The following is a 16,395-nucleotide window of genomic DNA, read 5'->3' on the forward strand; positions in this document are numbered from 1 at the left end:
CCGGCCCGACAGGTCCGACCGGTCCGACCCGGCCCGTTCGCGACCCGGCCCGTCCGCTCCGACCCGGCCGTTCGCGCCGACCGCTCCGGCCGGAACCGTTCCGTCCGGCCGGGTCCGTTCGCTCCGTTCGGTCCTGGTCCGCTCGGTCAGAAGACGGACAGGCCGGTGATGGTGGTGAACCGGTCGAGGGCGGTGACGCCCGCGACCGAGTTCCCCCGCTCGTCGAGACCGGGGCTCCACACGCACAGCGTGCAGCGGCCGGGGACGACGGCGATGATGCCACCGCCGACTCCGCTCTTTCCGGGCAGTCCGACCCGGTAGGCGAAGTCGCCGGCGGCGTCGTACGTCCCGCAGGTGAGCATGACGGCGTTGACCTGCTTGGCCTGGCTCCGGGTGAGCAGCCGGGTGCCGTCGGCGCGGATGCCGTGCCGCGCGAGGAAGCCGGTGGCGAGGGCGAGGTCGGCGCAGGAGGCCTCGATGGAGCACTGGCGGAAGTACTCGCGCAGCAGGGTCGGCACGGGGTTGGCGATGTTGTCGTAGCTCGCCATGAAGTGGGCCAGGGCCGCGTTGCGGTCGCCGTGCGCGCTCTCGGAGGCGGCGACGTCGCGGTCGAAGTCGAGGTCCTGGTTGCCGCTCTCGGCGCGCAGGAAGTCGAGCAGGACGCCGGAGGCGTCGCCGGTGGTCCGGTGCAGCTGGTCGGTGACGACCAGGGCGCCCGCGTTGATGAACGGGTTGCGCGGGATGCCGTTCTCGTACTCCAGCTGGACCAGCGAGTTGAACGGGTTGCCGGAGGGTTCGCGGCCGACGTGCTCCCAGAGCGGGTCGCCCTTGCGGGCGAGGGCCAGGGCGAGGGTGAAGACCTTCGTGACGGACTGGGTGGAGAAGGGCTGCTGCCAGTCCCCCACCCCGTACACCGTCCCGTCGAGTTCGGCGACGGCCATCCCGAAGCGGCCGGGGTCGGCGGTGGCGAGCGCGGGGATGTAGTCGGCGGGTCGGCCGCGTTCGGCGAGGTCGGCGATCTCCTCGGCGATGCGGTCCAGGACGGGTTCGAACGTCAACAGCATGCACACATCATGCGTGGGACGGTCACCGGCCTCGTCGGTGCCCCCTCCTATGATCATCCCCGTGTCGCTCGGGTTGCGGCATCCGGCCGCAGCCCGGCCGGTCACGGAGGGGGATTGCTCCATGCGACGAAACATCCGACGCGGGCTTCGGCTCGCGCTCACCGGGGCGCTCGCCGCGGTGCTGCTGCCGGCGACCGCCGCGCAGGCCGAGACCCCGGCGCCGCGCACGTACACGGTCTGGCAGTGGAACGTGGCGGGGAACACGATCCACGACGGCTCCACGACGGACGGCCTGGTCACCCAGGCGGCCGGGTCGATCGTGAACCGCGGCGCCGACTTCGCCGCGTTCAACGAGCTGTGTCAGGGGCAGTACAGCGCCCTGGTGGACGAGCTGCGGGCCAAGGGCTGGCCGCAGGACCAGGCGAACTTCGCCCGCTTCGAGCCGAGCCGTCCCGCCGGGAACGCGGCGGTGTGCCAGGGCGAGGCGTTCGGGAACGCGATCTTCAGCAAGCGCCCGCTCGGCGGCGCCGCCCGCTTCGCCCTGCCGGACGACGGCACGGCCGAGAAGCGCAACATGCTGTGCGCGCCGCTCACCGACGGGACGGCGACCCGGTTCTGTACGACGCACATCACGACAAGCCAGTCCTTCAACGTCGCCCAGCTGGAGTTCGTCCGCCAGAAGCTGGAGGAGTACGCCGCCGCCGGCGAGACGGCGCTGATCGCGGGTGACTTCAACGCCCAGCCCCATTACGGCCGGCTGAACTCGTACTACGCGCCCAGCGTGAACACGCCGTACAACGCGGACAACACCGGGCAGTACCGGGAGCTCGACGACGACGACGCGGGCAACTGCATCGGCTACGGCGAGTGGACCGCGGACGGCACGCCCGGCGCGACGCCGCCGTGCGGCGGGAACGCGAAGATCGACCACATCTTCGTCCGGGAGAGCGCGCTGGCCGGACCGTACAGCGCGGACTCGCTCGCCGTCTCCACGGCGTGCACGGGCGTCGCGGCCTGCTCCGACCACCGCATTCTCGTCGGCACGGTGACGGTGAAGTAGCGGCCCTCCCTCCGGCGTCGCCGCGCCCCGGCGGGGAGCTCACGCCGTGGCGCGGCTCGGAGCGCCGGACCGACGAGCGGCCCGGCCGCGCACGGCAGCGCCGGGGCCGCGGAGGCGGCGGCGGAGGCGACGAGACCGCCGACCAGGGCGGGCTTCGCCCGTCACATCCTCGGATGCGACGGGCGTGGCAAGTGGCGCCGCGGGTTCGTCCGGGTGAGGGTGGCCTGGGGGCAGAACCGGGGGCCAGGCCGAACGGGAGTGAGGTGAGCCGGGTGCCGTTGAGCGCGGATGAGCCGGGAGCGCCCTGCTGGATGAATCTGGCGGCACGCGATCTCGACGCGGCGGAGGAGTTCTACGGAGCCGTGCTCGGCTGGACCTTCCGGCGCGGCCCCCTGGGCGAGGGCTTCTCGGTCGCCGAGCAGGACGGGATCCCGGTGGCCGGGATCGGCGAGGTGGTCGTCCGGATGGGCGTACCGGTGGCCTGGACGGTGTACTTCGCGGTCGCCGACGCGGACGCGGCGGTGGCGCGCATCCGGGAGCGCGGCGGCACGGTCGGCGTGGGCCCGGTGCCCTTCCCGCCGCGCGGCCGGGCGGCGCTCGCCACCGATCTGGAGGGCGCCGCGTTCGGGATCTGGGAGGGCCGGATCTCCTCCCGATGGCGGCTCGGCGAGCACCACGCCCCGGCCTGGCTGGAGCTGCACACGCGCAACGCGTTCGACGCCGCGTTCTTCTACGGGGGCGTGCTGCAGTGGGTCGACGGCGGCGCGGACCGCTTCGAGGTCGCGTACGAGGACGAGCAGGTGGTCCTGCGCCGCCAGGGCGAGGCGGTCGCGCGCCTGAACAGCGGCCCCGCCGAGGCGGCCTCGCCCCAGCCGCAGCTGCGCCCCCGCTGGCTGATCCACTTCCGCGTCCCCGACCTGGAGCGGGCGACCGCCGCGGCCCTCGCCCTCGGCGGCGCCCTGGTCCCGGAGGCGGACCACGGCTGGCCCGCCCCGGCGGGCCGGCGCGCGACGGTACGCGATCCGCAGGGCGGCCTGTTCACGCTGTACGAGGACCCGGCGGAGCAGGACTGACCGGGCTTGGGCGGCCGCGCGTGCGCGCCCCGGGGGTAGGCGGCCTCGTGCGTGAGCGCCAGGGGCAGGCAGCCGCGCACGCGAGCACCCGGGGCAGGCAGCCGCGCACGCGAGTGCCAGGCAGGCGGCCTCACTCGCGGGCGCTGGGGCCGCCTCGCGGGCGCCCAGGCCGCCTCGCGGGCGCTGGGGGTCAGCCGTCCGTGGGCCGGGGAGGAGTGAGCCCCAGCTCGCCCGCGGCGCGTGGGGCGAACCAGCGCTCGGTGGCCTCGTCCGTCACCTCGGCGAGGGTCGGCGGCTGCCAGCGCGGGTTCCGGTCCTTGTCGACGACCTGGGCGCGGATGCCCTCGAGCAGGTCCGGCGAGGTGAGGGCCGCGCAGGAGAGGCGGAACTCCATGTTCAGCGTCTCTTCGAGCGCGTCCAGGGCCCGGGCGCGGCGCACCGCGGCCAGGGTGGCCTTGAGGGCGGTGGGCGAGCGGGTGAGCAGGACGGTCGCGGTCTCCTTGGCCTCGGGGACGCCGGAGTCGGTGAGTCGCTCCACGATGTCCTCGACGGTGTCGGCCGCGTAGCAGGCGTCGATCCAGTCGCGGCGTCCGGCGAGCTCGCCGTCGGGCGCCGGGCGGGCGAAGCGCGCGACCGCGTCGGCGGCCGGCTCGGTGGCGAGGGCGGCGGCGAGCGCGGGCAGGTCTGCGGACGGGACGTGGTGGTCGGCGAGGCCGACGAGGATCGCGTCGGCGGCGCCGGCCCGGGCGCCGGTGAGGGCGAGGTGGGTGCCGAGCTCGCCGGGGGCACGGCCGAGCAGGTGGGTGCCGCCGACGTCGGGGACGAAGCCGATGCCGGTCTCGGGCATGGCGACGCGCGAGCGTTCGGTGACGATCCGGACGGAGCCGTGCCCGGAGACACCGACACCCCCGCCCATGACGATGCCGTCCATGAACGCCACGTACGGCTTGGGGTAGCGGGCGATGCGGGCGTTGAGCCGGTACTCGTCGCGCCAGAAGTCCACCGACGCGGTGCCGCCGGCGCGCGCGTCGTCGTGGATGGCGCGGATGTCCCCGCCCGCGCACAGGCCCCGCTCCCCTGCGCCCCGGAGGACGACGGTCGTCACGGCCGGGTCGTGCTCCCACGCGGTGAGCGCCCCGTCGATCCGGCGCACCATGTCGTGGGTGAGGGCGTTGATGGCCCGGGGCCGGTTCAGGGTGAGGAAGCCGGCGCGGCCCTCGGTGTGGACGAGGACCTCCGGCTCGGGGAGGCCGGTGGGTACCGACATGCTGCCTTCTTCCTTCCGGCGGGCCGAACGGGTGTCCGGGCTTCGCTGCGACGCGATCGCCCGCTCCGACCCGGTCGGTGGAACGATCTTCCGCCCACCGTAACCGCCCGGGCGGTGCCCGCACAGGGCCCCTCTCCGCTACCGTACCCGCGGGTAACTCATGAGACCGAGGGGAGCGGGCATGGCACGTCAGAGGAGTCTCGAGGAATCGGTGCTGGTGGACGCGGATCGCGCCACGTTGTACGGGCTGGTGGCGGACCTGCGGAACATGGGGCGCTGGAGCCCCGAGTGCCGCCGGGTCCTCGTGCCGCGGCCGCCGGTGCGCGCCGGGAGCCGGTTCGTCGGGTTCAACCGGCGCGGCCCCTTCGTCTGGTTCACCACCGGCCGGGTCACGACGGCCCGCCCGGGCGAGGAGTTCACCTTCGATGTGGGCGTCTTCGGGCTGCCGATCGCACGCTGGGGCTACCGTTTCGAGGACGAGGGCGCGGGAACCCGAGTCACGGAGACGTGGCAGGACCTGCGTACGGGGCGGGGCGCCGGCCTCGCCGACCTGCTCGGCACGGTCTTCGCGGGCACCGACCCGGAGCGGCGGATCGCCGTGAACCGGCACGGGATGCGCACCACGCTGGCGCGCCTCGCGCGCGCCGCGGCCCCCGCCGGCTGAGCCGCCGGTCGCGCTCCGTGGTGGCCTCCGTTTCCCCTGCCGGTCGCGGCGGGGGCAGCATGGAAGGAAGCCCCCGGCAAGCAGGACGGGAAGGAGCGCACCGTGACGCGAGGCGCGGACGGGTCCCCCGGTGGAACCAGCGGGCGACCCACCGGACTACGGAGCGTCGCGAGCCAGGTCTTCGCCCTGCAGGCGGTCATCGCGCTCCTGATAGTGGCGGCCGCCGCGCTCGCCCTCGTCCTGCAGGGGCAGTACGACAGCGAGCAGGACGCCCGCAACCGCTCCCTGGCCGTCGCCGAGACCCTCGCGCACGCGCCGGGGATCGTGGAGGCCCTGCGCGCTCCCGATCCGTCCGCGGTGCTGCAGCCCAAGGCCGAGGCCGCCCGTCGCGGCTCCGGTGTCGACTTCGTCGCGGTGCTCGCCCCGGACGGGGCCCGTTACACGGACTCCGACCCGTCCCTGATCGGGCAGCGGGCGCAGGGGGACATCGGCCGGGCCCGGGCCGGCGAGTCCTTCACCGAGATCTTCCACGGGGCGCCGAACGACGCCGTGCGGGCGGTCGTCCCGGTCCGGGACGAGGGCGGCGCCGTGATCGGCATGGTGAGCAGCGGGGTCGAGGTGGCTACCGTCGGACAGGCGGTGGAGGGCCGGCTGCCACTGCTGCTCGGCGCGGCGGGGATCGGCCTGGCCACCGCCGTGGGCGGCGCTGCGCTGGTCAGCACCCGGCTGCGGCGGCAGACGCACGGCCTGGGCCCGGCCGAGATGACCCGGCTCAAGGAGCACCACGAGGCCGTCCTCCACTCGGTCAAGGAGGGGGTCGTGATCGTCGCCGGCGACGGGCGGCTGCTGCTCGCCAACGACGAGGCCCGCCGCCTCCTGAAACTGCCGGACGACGCCGAGCGGCGGCATGTGAGGGAGCTCGGCCTCGAACCGCGTACGGCCGCCCTGCTGCTGTCCGGGCGGGCGGCGACGGACGAGGTGCACCCGGCCGCGGACCGGCTGCTCGCGGTGAACGTACGGCCGACGGGGAACGGCGCGGCCGACGGCGGCTGCGTCATGACCATGCGCGACACGACCGAGCTCGCCGCGCTCACCGGCCGGGCCGAGGTCGCGCGGGGACGGCTGCGGCTGCTCTACGAGGCGGGCACGCGGATCGGCACCACGCTGGACGTCGTGCGGACGGCGGAGGAGCTGTCCGAGGTGGCGGTGCCGCGGTTCGCGGACGTCGTGACGGTGGAGCTGCTCGACCCGGTGGTACGCGGCGAGGAACCCTCGGGGGCGTTCACGGAGATGCGGCGGACCGCTCTGAGCGGGGTGACCGAGGAAACTCCCCTGCAGCCGGTGGGCGACCTGATCCGGTTCGTGGTGCCGAGCACGCCCATGGCCTCGGCCCTGGACGAGGGGCGCGCGGTGATCCAGACGGATCTGGCCACTGCCGAGGGCTGGCGGGCGCAGGACCCGGAGGGCGCGGCCCAGGCGCTCGCGTACGGGCTGCACTCGCTGCTCACGGTGCCGCTGCTGGCGCGCGGTGTGGTGCTCGGCATGGCCAATTTCTGGCGCGGTCAGGAGACCCCCGAGCCGTTCGGGGAGGAGGACCTGTCGTTCGCCGAGGAGCTGGCGGCGCGCGCGGCGCTCGCGATCGACAACGCGCGGCGGTTCACGCGGGAGCACTCGATGGCGGTGGCGCTCCAGCGCAGCCTCCTGCCGCGGGTGCTGCCGGAGCAGAGCGCGATGCGGGTCTCGTTCCGCTACCTGCCGGCGAAGGCCGGAGTGGGCGGCGACTGGTTCGACGTCATCCCGCTGCCGGGGGCACGGGTGGCGCTGGTCGTCGGGGACGTGGTCGGTCACGGCCTGCACGCCGCGGCGACCATGGGCCGGCTGCGGACCGCGGTGGCGAACTTCTCGACGCTGGACCTGCCGCCGGACGAGCTCCTGGGCCACCTGGACGAGCTGATCGACCGGCTCGGCGAGGAGCACGAACCGGGCGGCGGGGGCACCGCCGCGGCCGAGGGTGACGAGAGGGCGGAAGGCACCACGGGCGCCACCTGTCTGTACGCCATCTACGACCCGACCACCGGTTCCTGCACGATGGCGAGTGCGGGTCATCCCGGGCCCGCCCTGGTGCGGCCGGACGGGAGCGTGGAGTTCCCCGCGGTGCCGGCCGGGCTGCCGCTGGGTCTGGGCCTCGGCGACCGCCCGTTCGCGTCCGCGCGGCTGAAGCTGGAGCCGGGCAGCAAGCTGGTGATGTTCACGGACGGGCTGCTGGAGGACCGGCACAGGGACTTCGACACCGGGCTCGAGCTGCTGCGGAAGACGCTGGCGCGGCCGGGCCGGTCGCCGGAGCAGACGTGCGCGGACGTGCTGGCGACGCTGCTGCAGCCGATGCCCAACGACGACATCGCCCTGCTGGTGGCGAGTGCCGAGCGGATCCCGCCGGACCGGATCGCCGAGTGGGAGGTGCCGAACGATCCGTCCGCGGTCTCGCCCGTGCGGTCGGCCGCGGCGGCGCGGATCGCCTCGTGGGATCTGGAGGACGTCGGGTTCACGGCGGAGCTGGTGCTGAGCGAGCTGATCACCAACGCGATCCGCTACGGGCGCCCGCCGGTACGCGTGCGGCTCGTGTACGACCGGGTGCTGATCTGCGAGGTGTCCGACGGCAGCAGCACCTCGCCGCACCTGCGGCACGCGGCGGACACCGACGAGGGCGGTCGCGGGCTCTTCCTGGTGGCGCAGTTCGCCCAGCGCTGGGGCACCCGGTACGCGCGCCGCGGCAAGACGATCTGGGCCGAGCTGCCGATCGCCCCGGACCAGGCGGACGGCAACGGCTCCGGGCCGGTGCCCGATCTGGACGCCCTGGAGGACCTGGCCTGGTGACGGCGGGTTAGGGTCGGCGCCGGAGCGACCCTGGAGGAACGCATGACCGGTCCGGCCGTCACCGGCGCACTGCACCACGTGGAGATCTGGGTGCCGCACATCGGGCGCGCCGCCGCCTCGTTCGGCCCGCTGCTCGAAGCGCTCGGCTACGAGCCGTTCCAGGAGTGGGAGCGGGGCCGGAGCTGGCGGCTCGGGGCCACGTACCTGGTGTTCGAGGAGTCCTCGGCGCTGAGCGCGGGCACGCACGACCGGCTGCGTCCGGGCCTCAACCACCTGGCGTTCCACGTCGCGACGCGCGCGGAGATGGACCGGTTGGCCGACGGCGCCGTGCGCGGCGGGTGGCGGTTGCTGTTCCCCGACCGCCATCCGCACGCGGGCGGGGAGCAGAGCTGTGCCGCCTACCTGGAGGACGCGGACGGTTTTGAAGTCGAACTCGTCGCGTCGGAGTGGTGACGACGGGCCTCCGGGCTCGGCCGGAGCAGGTGGGCGCGTCGCGGTTCGGCCCGGTGGCCTGCGCGGTGGGGTCCCCCATTTCGTCACTCCAGCCGTAGTACTCTCCGTGGAGTACTTATCGTGCCCGGGACGGGAGTGATGACGGTGGCGCGCAGCAATCCGGAGCGCAGGGCGGCGCTCGTCGACGCCGCGATCGAGGTGCTCGCCCGGGAAGGGGCGCGGGGGCTCACCTTCCGGGCCGTGGACACCGAGGCGGCCGTGCCGCCCGGTACCGCGTCGAACTACTTCGCCAACCGGGACGACCTGCTCACCCAGGCCGGCGCCCGTGTCTACGAGCGGCTGCAGCCGAGTGAGGAGGAGATCGCCCGCCAGCAGGCGGCACCCCCGGACCTGGAGACGTACAAGGAGCTGATGAAGGAGGTCGTCGGCCGCGTCAGCGCCTTCCGCACGGGCTATCTCGCCCTCCTGGAGCTGCGCCTGGAGGCCACCCGGCGCCCGGACCTGCGCGAGGTCCTCACCGCACGGGTGCGCGCCGACGTCGACGCCAACGTCACGTACCACGAGGCCTCGCACCTGCCCGGTGACACGACCGCGGTCAGGCTGCTGATCCTTGCCTTCAACTGGCTGATCGTGGAGCAGCTCACGCTGCCGGGCGTCTTCCCGGAGGAGGAGCGGAACGCCCTGATCGAGGCGGCCGTGGACCGGATCGTCGGCGGCTCCGGGTCGTAGCCGTCACAGCCGGTCGGCGAACCAGGCGGCCGCGAGCGTACCCACCTCCTCCAGGGCCCCGGGCTCTTCGAAGAGGTGGCCCGCGCCGGGGACGGTGACCAGCCGGTGTTCGCAGCGCAGCCGCCGCTCGGCCCGGTGGTTGAGGTCGAGGACCAGGGTGTCCGCTCCGCCGACGATGAGCAGGGTCGGGGCGGTGACGTCGGGCAGGCGCTCGTCGGCGAGGTCGGGCCGACCGCCCCGGGAGACGACGGCGCCGACGGTGCTGCCGGGCTCGGCCGCGGCCCACAGCGCCGCCGCCGCGCCCGTACTGGCTCCGAAATAGCCGGTGCGCAGTCGGCCGGTGCCCGGCCGGTCCGCGAGCCAGCCGGCCGCCTGGGCCAGGCGTGCGGCGAGCAGCGGGGTGTCGAAGACGTTGGCCCGGTCGGCTGCCTCGTCCTCGGTGAGCAGGTCGAAGAGGAGGGTGCCGAGTCCGGCTCGGTTCAGTGTCTCGGCGACGGCCCGGTTGCGCGGACTGTGCCGGCTGCTGCCGCTGCCGTGTGCGAAGAGCACGACGCCGGTGGCCCCTTCGGGCACGGTCAGCCGTCCGCCGACCGCGAGTTCGCCGAGCGGGATGCGCACCTCGGTGTCCTCGCCGCGGGCGCCGCGCCGCAGCCGCAGCAGGGCGACGACCTCCTCGTCGGGCGTCTGCGAGAAGTCCCGGTAGAACTGTCCGATGGCGTAGAAGACCGCGGGCTCGTGGACACAGTACGTCTCGTCGGCGGCGGCCCCGAGCCGACCGGTCCAGCCGCTCGGCGCGACGGGCACCGCGAGGACGATCCGGGCGGCGCCGCGGGCCCGTACGACGTGGCAGGCGGCGAGCGCGGTGGCCCCGGTGGCGAAGCCGTCGTCGACGACGACCGCGGTGCGACCGCTGATGTCGGCGGGCTCGCGGGCGCCTCGGTAGCGTCGGGCGCGCTCCTCCAGGACGGCCCGTTCACGCCGTTCCACCTCGGCGAGGCTGCGGTCCGAGACGCCGGTCTGGACGATGACGTCGTCGTTGAGGACCCGGACGCCGCCCTCGCCGATGGCTCCCATGGCCAGCTCGGGCTGGTACGGCACGCCCAGTTTGCGGACGAGACAGATGTCGAGGGGCGCGTCGAGCGCGTCGGCGACCTCGGCGGCGACGGGCACTCCGCCGCGGGGCAGCCCGAGGACGGTCACGTCCTGCCCTTTGAGACCTTCGAGCCGGGCGGCGAGCTGCCTGCCCGCGTCGGTGCGGTCGGAGAAGTACATGTCCTGCACACCTTCCTGCCGGTCCGCGTGCTCGGCCCCGGCGGGCCGTCACACGGGCCGGGCGGTCAGGGCCGGACCGTCCTCCTCCGTCACGGGGGCGGTGGCGATCCGCGTCCCGTAGGGGCGGCTGATCCGGCCGAGCACGTCGTGGAGCCACCGCACGTCCTGCTCGGGGGCCCGTTCGAGGCGCAGGCGCCGGCTGCGCAGCGGCACCAGCCGGACCTCCTCCAGGCTGCCGTCCTCGTCGTGGACGGTGACGAGGTGGAGGAGGCGCAGGTCGTCGCGGTAGCGCTCCTGGCCGGTGATCCCCTCGTAGTCGTTGACGAGGTCGCCGCAGCCGTGCAGGACGAGCCTGCCGCGGTACGTCTCCAGGGGGCGCGGGTGGTGCGAGGAGTGCCCGTGCACGATGTCGGCGCCCGCTTCGACGAGCGCGTGGCCGAACGCGACCTCGGCGCGTGCGGGGGCGTAGCCCCAGTTGGCTCCCCAGTGCACCGAGACCACGACGAGGTCACCGGGGCGCCGGGTGGCGCGCAGCCGGGCGGTGAGCCGGGTCGCGGCCTCGTCGTCGGGGCCCGCCGCGTAATGGACCCCGCCGCGCCGCGCGGTGGCCGCCCAGTCGCGGGGCACCCCGCTGGACGCCAGGCCGAGCGCGAACACGAGCAGTCGGCGCCCGCCGGACAGCGGGACGGTCGCGGGACGCCGGGCCTCCTCGGCGTCCCGGCCCGCGCCCGCGGTGCGCAGTCCTGCGCCGTCGAGGGCGTCGAGGGTGTCGTCGAGGCCACGGCGGCCGTAGTCGAGGACGTGGTTGTTGGCGAGGACGACCACGTCGGGGCGTACCGCGGTGAGCGCCGGCAGATTGGCCGGATCCATGCGGTAGTGGACGGCCTTGCCCGGTACGGGATCGGGCCACCGGGTGACGGAGGTCTCCAGGTTGACCACGCGGGCGTCGGGCCGCGCGCCGTCGATCAGGGCGAGGGCCTCTCCCCACGGGTAGGCGGGCGCCGCGCCGCGGGGCACCGGCCCCGAGACGGCCTCGGCGAGGTTCACGTAGTCGCGGGCGTCGCGGACGTAGCGCTCGGGCAGGGTCGGGTCGAGGGGATGGGGAAGGATCTGGTCGATCCCCCGGCCGAGCATGACGTCGCCGCAGAGGAACAGTCCGGTCAGACCGCTGCCGCCCATACACCCAGGGTAGTCCCCCGAACGTACGCACTCCGATGATCATGATCGTTCCGGAGGAGGACGCGGGACGCGGGCGGGAGCCACGAGGATGGACGGTCCGCGCATGGACCGTGCGTGGACGAACGACGGAGGGGACACCTTTCATGCGCACCACGCGCACCACGCGTTCCGGCCGCTTAGGCCTCGCCCGCCCGGCCCGTACCACGGCCGTGCTCTCGACCGCCCTGCTCGCCCTGTCGCTGGGAGTGCTGCCGGCCCAGGCCGCCGACGCCGCGGGGGCGCCGGCCGGCCAGGTCGTGGCCCGCCATCTGCCGGCCCTCGACCGCGCGGCCCTGCGCGACTCGCTCGACGCCTTCCACACCGCCGGCATGTACGGGGCGTTCGCGGCGGTCCGCGACGGCTCCGAGCAGTGGCGGGGGGCCACCGGCCTCGCCGAGCCGGCCACCGGGCGGCCGATGGCCCCGAACTTCGAGCACCGGGTCGGCAGCATCACGAAGAGCTTCACGGCTGTCGCCGTCCTCCAGCAGGTGGAGCGCGGCCGCATCGACCTGGACGCGCCGGTCGCCCGGTACGTCCCGGACCTCGTACCCGGCGAGCGCGGCGAGCAGGTGACGGTCCGGATGCTGCTCAACCACACGAGCGGCATCGCCGACCACGTGCTGCCCGCCTTCCCCGGCCTCCTGCAGAACCCGGGGAAGGCGCTCGACGAGAACCGGCTGCGGCACGTCGAGCCGGAGGAGCTGGTGCGCCTCGGCCTCGCCACCCCGCCGGCCGAGCCTCGCGGCGAGTTCAGCTACTCCAACACCAACTTCGTCCTCGCGGGGCTGATCCTGGAGCGGGTCACCGGCCAGGACGCGGAGGCGTACATCACCCGCAACGTCATCCGCCGCGCGGGCCTGCGCCACACCTACTTCCCGGCCTCGGCGTCCCTGAGGGGTCCGCACGCGGGAATGTACGAGTCGTTCTTCGGCTTCATCGACCCGCCCCGCGACTACAGCACGTACGACATGTCATGGGCGGGCACGGCAGGCGCGCTGGTGTCCACGACGAACGACCTCAACGTCTTCTACCGCAAGCTGCTCGGCGGCAAGCTCATCGGCCCGGCCGCGCTGCGCGCGATGAAGACGACGGTCCCGGCGGTCGTGACGCCGGACGGCGAGGTGGTGATGCGCTACGGCCTCGGCCTGTACACCATGGTGATGCCGAGCGGCGGCTGGTACTGGGGCCACGACGGCGCGGTCTTCGGTGCCGGCACCTGGTCGCTGGCCACGGAGGACGGCCGCCGACAGGTCACCGTGGCCTACAACCTGATGAAGTACCAGCGCTTCGACGAGCAGGGCCACCAGCTGCCGGATCCCGTCACCCCCGCCCTGTACGCGTTCGTGGACGGCGCGGTGAGCGGCGGCGCCCCGGCGGCCGGCGAGGGCCTGCGCTCCGCCGCCCCGCTGTCGGCGGTCGCCCCGCCACTGGTCGACCGGTGGCCCACGCCGGTGCACCGGGCACAGCCCTAACGGCCGACCCGGGCCGCGCGGCGGATGGTGGCGTCCACCAGGGCGAGCGCGTCCGCCGCGGTGCGGCCCGGGGCCCGGTTCCAGGGGCCGATGAGCTGGTGCCAGCCACGCGAACGGAGCTCCTCGAGCATCCACGCCCCGGCCTCGTTCATGGTGCCGGCGGTGCCGTACCCGAGACGGTGGGCGGCGAGCATCGCCCCGCAGACACAGCGCGCCCCCCGCGCGTCGCGCAGCTTGTACGGGGTGTTCTGCCAGCCCCACTCCGTCAGGACGCGCCGGGCGTGCGCGAGGTGGACCGAGGGGAGCACGTCCGGCTGCCCGATCCGGCGCCAGACGTGCAGCCGGTCCGGCAGCATCGCGCCGAGCCGTCCGGGCAGCGCCCGTTCGGCGGGCTCGGGCACCGGGAGGGCGTCCAGGGCCTGCGCCACCAACTGCTCGACGGGCACGGACAGCAACCGCCGCCAGTCGGCCTCCTCCCGTACCGGCGGGGTCTGAGCCCACCGGGCCACGATCTCCTGCCAGGCCGCCGTGTCGAGCAGGGCGGCGGCTTCGCGGTCGAGCGCGTCGGGGGTGGTGACTACGGTGGTCATACGGGCGACTCCGCGACTGTTTCGTGCCAACATTGGTAAGAATGTCGGCTTTGCCGCTATCGAACTTGAGCCTTCCGTACCGGGCGCACCCGGCCCCGCTCCATGGACGAACGAGCGATTTCGACGGCGCGGGGTCACCCGAGGGCGTACGGTCGGCCGGGAATCCCGAGATCACGAAGGAGCGCACAGGCATGAGAATCGCGGTACTCGGAACGGGAGAGGTCGGCCGCCGTCTCGCGAGCAAGCTGGTCTCGGTCGGCCACGAGGTGACCCTCGGGTCCCGGTCCGCGGATCACACGGGCGCGAAGGAGTGGGCCGCGGAGCACCACTCGGCGCACGGCACCTTCGCCGCGGCCGCGGCCGGTGCCGAGCTGGTGGTGAACGCGACCGGCGGTCTCGTGTCGCTGGCCGCCCTCGAGGCGGCGGGCGCGGAGAACCTGGACGGCAAGGTCCTGGTCGACGTGTCGAACCCCCTGGACTTCTCGCAGGGCGTACCGCCGACGGTGGCGCAGCCGGAGGGCGCCAGCCTGGCCGAGCAGATCCAGCGCGCCTTCCCCGGCGCGCGCGTGGTGAAGACGCTCAACACCATGACGAACACGGTGATGGTCGAGCCCTCCCGCGTCCCCGGCGACCACGTCGTCTTCGTGTGCGGCGACGACGCCGAGGCCAAGGAAGTCGTCGGCGGCCTGCTGAAGTCCTTCGGCTGGCCGGACGAGCGGATCCTCGACCTCGGCGACCTGACGGGGGCCCGGGCGACCGAGCTGGTGCTGCCGCTGTGGCTGCGCCTGTTCGGGACCTTCGGCACCATGGACTTCAACTTCGCGGTGCCGAGGGCCTGACCGATCAGGCGTTCAGCACACCGCCCGAGGTGCCCGTGAGGTGCTCGGTGGTGAGCAGCTCGGCGAGCCGCTCGGGCGGGAGCAGGCCCTTCTCCAGGGTGAGTTCGGCGACCGAGCGTCCCGTGGCGAGGGCCTCCTGGGCGATGGCGGTGGCCGCGGTGTAGCCGAGGTGCGGGTTGAGCGCGGTGGCGAGGCCGATGGAGTTCTCGACGCTCGCGCGCAGCGTGTCGACATTGGCGGTGATGCCGGTGACACAGCGCTCGGCGAGCGTGTGGCAGGCCGCCCTCAGGGAGGTCAGGCTCTTCGACAGGGCGTGGAAGATGACCGGCTCGAAGGCGTTGAGCTGGAGCTGGCCGCCCTCCGCCGCCATCGTGATCGTCATGTCGTTGCCGATCACCTCGAAGGCGACCTGGTTGACGACCTCGGGGATGACGGGGTTGACCTTGCCCGGCATGATGCTCGAACCGGCCTGCACGGGCGGCAGGTTGATCTCCCCGAAGCCCGCTCGCGGACCGGAGGACAGCAGCCGCAGGTCGTTGCAGGTCTTGGAGAGCTTCACGGCGATCCGCTTGAGGACGCCGGACAGCTGGACGAAGGCACCGCAGTCCTGGGTGGCCTCGACCAGGTTGGCGGAGGTCACCAGGGGCAGACCGGTGATGTCCGCCAGGTGGCGGCGGGCGGTCTCCGCGTACCCGGGGGCGGCGTTGAGACCGGTACCGATGGCCGTGGCGCCGAGGTTGATCTCGTGGATCAGCTCGACGGCCTCGGCGAGGCGCCCCCGGTCCTCCTCCAGCATCACGGCGTACGTGGAGAACTCCTGCCCCAACGTCATGGGCACGGCGTCCTGGAGCTGCGTGCGCCCCATCTTGACGACCCCGCCGAACTCGACCGCCTTCTCGGCGAAGGCGTCCTGGAGCACGGCCATCGCGCGCAGCAGCTCCCGCGCGGCGCCGATGGCGGCGATGCGGATGGCAGTCGGATAGACGTCGTTGGTGGACTGACCGAGGTTGACGTCCTCGTTGGGGTGCAGGTGCGCGTACGCACCCTTGGCGTGGCCGAGGAGTTCCAGGGCGCGGTTGGCGACGACCTCGTTGGCGTTCATGTTGGTGGAGGTGCCGGCGCCGCCCTGGACGACGTCCACGACGAACTCCCCGTGCAGCGCGCCGCCCCGGATCTCCCGGCAGGCGTCGACGATCGCGCGGGCCTTCTCGGCGGGCAGCAGGCCGAGCTCCTCGTTGGCGAGGGCGGCGGCCTCCTTCACCGCGGCGAGGGCGTCGATGAGCTGCGGGTAGACGGAGATCGGCGTGCCGGTGATGGCGAAGTTCTCCGTGGCGCGCAGGGTGTGCACACCCCAGTACGCCTCGGCGGGGACGTCCCGGTCGCCGAGCAGGTCGTGCTCGCGGCGGACGTTCTTCTGTTGTGCGGGAATCACGGTGACGGGTGCCTTACGCGTGGGGAGGGACGGCGAAGGAGGAGACGGATGTCCGACGACGAACGGAGGCCGCCCGAAGCCGAACACGGAACGAGATGTCCGACGACGAACGGAAGCCGCCCGAAGCCGGAGAGACGGAACGAGATGTCCGACGACGTGCGGGAGACCTGGGCCGAAACGATGCGAAGGGGATGCCCGACGACGGCGGGAGTCCTTGGCCTTCGCGGAGCCGGGATGCCCGACGACGGCGGGAGTCCTTGGCCTTCGCGGAGCCGGGATGCCCGACGACGGCGGGGAGGGGTCCGGGGCCGGAGCGGGGGAGGGGGTGTCCGGACGTTTCAGGCGACCTCCACGAGCGGAGCGAAGTGGAGCTCGCAGTCCGGACACC

The 16,395-nt window shown here is 73.8% G+C and carries 14 protein-coding genes; 8 read left to right on the forward strand and 6 right to left on the reverse strand.

Annotated elements, in window-relative coordinates; genetic code table 11:
• Positions 1-146 precede the first annotated feature (146 nt).
• Positions 147-1,064, reverse strand: coding sequence for a glutaminase (locus AB0M16_RS11205; RefSeq protein WP_365341266.1), 918 nt, complete (start codon positions 1,062-1,064; stop codon positions 147-149).
• A 121-nt stretch (positions 1,065-1,185) separates the two neighbouring features.
• On the opposite strand from AB0M16_RS11205, the gene AB0M16_RS11210 reads away from it, so the two are divergent.
• Positions 1,186-2,124, forward strand: coding sequence for an endonuclease/exonuclease/phosphatase family protein (locus AB0M16_RS11210; RefSeq protein ID WP_365341268.1), 939 nt, complete (start codon positions 1,186-1,188; stop codon positions 2,122-2,124).
• Positions 2,125-2,435: 311 nt separating this feature from the next.
• Positions 2,436-3,197, forward strand: a complete 762-nt coding sequence (locus tag AB0M16_RS11215) for a VOC family protein (RefSeq protein WP_365341270.1) — start codon at positions 2,436-2,438, stop codon at positions 3,195-3,197.
• Between the two features lie 190 nt (positions 3,198-3,387).
• Here the strand turns inward: AB0M16_RS11215 and AB0M16_RS11220 are convergent, their stop codons facing one another.
• Complete coding sequence (locus tag AB0M16_RS11220) at positions 3,388-4,464, reverse strand: enoyl-CoA hydratase/isomerase family protein (RefSeq protein WP_365341272.1); 1,077 nt, start codon at positions 4,462-4,464, stop codon at positions 3,388-3,390.
• A gap of 181 nt (positions 4,465-4,645) precedes the next feature.
• Here AB0M16_RS11220 and AB0M16_RS11225 point away from each other — a divergent pair, with 181 nt between their 5' ends.
• The 4 genes from AB0M16_RS11225 (at position 4,646) to AB0M16_RS11240 (ending at position 9,184) form a co-directional block, all read left to right on the forward strand.
• Positions 4,646-5,128: an SRPBCC family protein gene (locus AB0M16_RS11225; protein ID WP_365341274.1), complete on the forward strand. Its 483-nt coding sequence runs from the start codon at positions 4,646-4,648 to the stop codon at positions 5,126-5,128.
• Between the two features lie 102 nt (positions 5,129-5,230).
• Positions 5,231-8,002 (forward strand): SpoIIE family protein phosphatase, encoded by a 2,772-nt coding sequence (locus AB0M16_RS11230; RefSeq protein ID WP_365341276.1) that lies wholly within the window; start codon positions 5,231-5,233, stop codon positions 8,000-8,002.
• A gap of 42 nt (positions 8,003-8,044) precedes the next feature.
• A complete protein-coding gene (locus AB0M16_RS11235) occupies positions 8,045-8,455 on the forward strand; it encodes a VOC family protein (RefSeq protein ID WP_365341278.1) in 411 nt (136 codons plus the stop codon).
• A gap of 144 nt (positions 8,456-8,599) precedes the next feature.
• Entirely contained in the window at positions 8,600-9,184 is a 585-nt protein-coding gene (locus tag AB0M16_RS11240; RefSeq protein WP_365341316.1) for a TetR family transcriptional regulator, read from the forward strand.
• 3 nt (positions 9,185-9,187) lie between these two features.
• On the opposite strand, the gene AB0M16_RS11245 is transcribed toward AB0M16_RS11240, so the two are convergent.
• Entirely contained in the window at positions 9,188-10,456 is a 1,269-nt protein-coding gene (locus AB0M16_RS11245; protein ID WP_365341280.1) for a phosphoribosyltransferase family protein, read from the reverse strand.
• Between the two features lie 48 nt (positions 10,457-10,504).
• Entirely contained in the window at positions 10,505-11,635 is a 1,131-nt protein-coding gene (locus AB0M16_RS11250) for a CapA family protein (RefSeq protein ID WP_365341282.1), read from the reverse strand.
• Between the two features lie 143 nt (positions 11,636-11,778).
• Here AB0M16_RS11250 and AB0M16_RS11255 point away from each other — a divergent pair, with 143 nt between their 5' ends.
• A complete protein-coding gene (locus tag AB0M16_RS11255) occupies positions 11,779-13,146 on the forward strand; it encodes a serine hydrolase domain-containing protein (RefSeq protein WP_365341284.1) in 1,368 nt (455 codons plus the stop codon).
• Here AB0M16_RS11255 and AB0M16_RS11260 read toward each other — a convergent pair.
• The gene (locus AB0M16_RS11260; protein WP_365341286.1) at positions 13,143-13,736 is read right to left on the reverse strand and encodes a hypothetical protein; all 594 of its coding nucleotides are present in this window, start codon (positions 13,734-13,736) and stop codon (positions 13,143-13,145) included. The two genes, AB0M16_RS11255 and AB0M16_RS11260, sit on opposite strands and share 4 nt — an antisense overlap.
• Before the next feature lie 191 nt (positions 13,737-13,927).
• Here AB0M16_RS11260 and AB0M16_RS11265 point away from each other — a divergent pair, with 191 nt between their 5' ends.
• Complete coding sequence (locus tag AB0M16_RS11265; RefSeq protein WP_365341288.1) at positions 13,928-14,575, forward strand: NAD(P)-binding domain-containing protein; 648 nt, start codon at positions 13,928-13,930, stop codon at positions 14,573-14,575.
• A 4-nt stretch (positions 14,576-14,579) separates the two neighbouring features.
• Here AB0M16_RS11265 and AB0M16_RS11270 read toward each other — a convergent pair whose 3' ends face one another.
• The gene (locus AB0M16_RS11270; RefSeq protein WP_365341290.1) at positions 14,580-16,007 is read right to left on the reverse strand and encodes an aspartate ammonia-lyase; all 1,428 of its coding nucleotides are present in this window, start codon (positions 16,005-16,007) and stop codon (positions 14,580-14,582) included.
• Between the last annotated feature and the right edge of the window lie 388 nt (positions 16,008-16,395).

It is taken from the genome of Streptomyces sp. NPDC051921 (assembly GCF_040680975.1).
Lineage (GTDB): Bacteria > Actinomycetota > Actinomycetes > Streptomycetales > Streptomycetaceae > Streptomyces.